At 63.3% G+C, this 341-nt stretch carries 1 protein-coding gene; it reads left to right on the forward strand.

Annotation, left to right across the window (positions count from 1 at the left end):
* Nucleotides 1-341, forward strand: a 341-nt coding sequence (locus tag PZH32_RS11925) for a DegV family protein (RefSeq protein ID WP_275208474.1), incomplete at both ends; no start/stop codon positions are given.

Genomic DNA, 341 nt, shown 5'->3' on the forward strand with positions numbered 1-341 from the left:
ATCAGCTTCTGCGAGGAAGAGTTCGCCGAAGGGGTCGACCTCAGCCGCACGGAGTTCTTCGAGCGCTTGGTAGAAAGCGACGAACGGCCTCGCACCAGCCAAATCCCCCCGATGGTATTCCAGGACCTGTTCGCCGAAGCCGTGGAAGCCGGCGACACTGTCGTCTGCATCACGATGTCCAGCCGCCTTTCGGGCACTTACCAAAGCGCTTGCATTGCCGCGGCTCCGTTCAAAGAATCGGTTTTCGAGGTGGACAGCCTGAACGCCACCGTCGGCGAGCGCATTTTGGCGGAGCGCGCCTGGGCCCTGCGCGACGAGGGTCTGGCCGCCGCCGATATCGC

The organism is Adlercreutzia equolifaciens (assembly GCF_029076695.1).
Lineage (GTDB): Bacteria > Actinomycetota > Coriobacteriia > Coriobacteriales > Eggerthellaceae > Adlercreutzia > Adlercreutzia equolifaciens_A.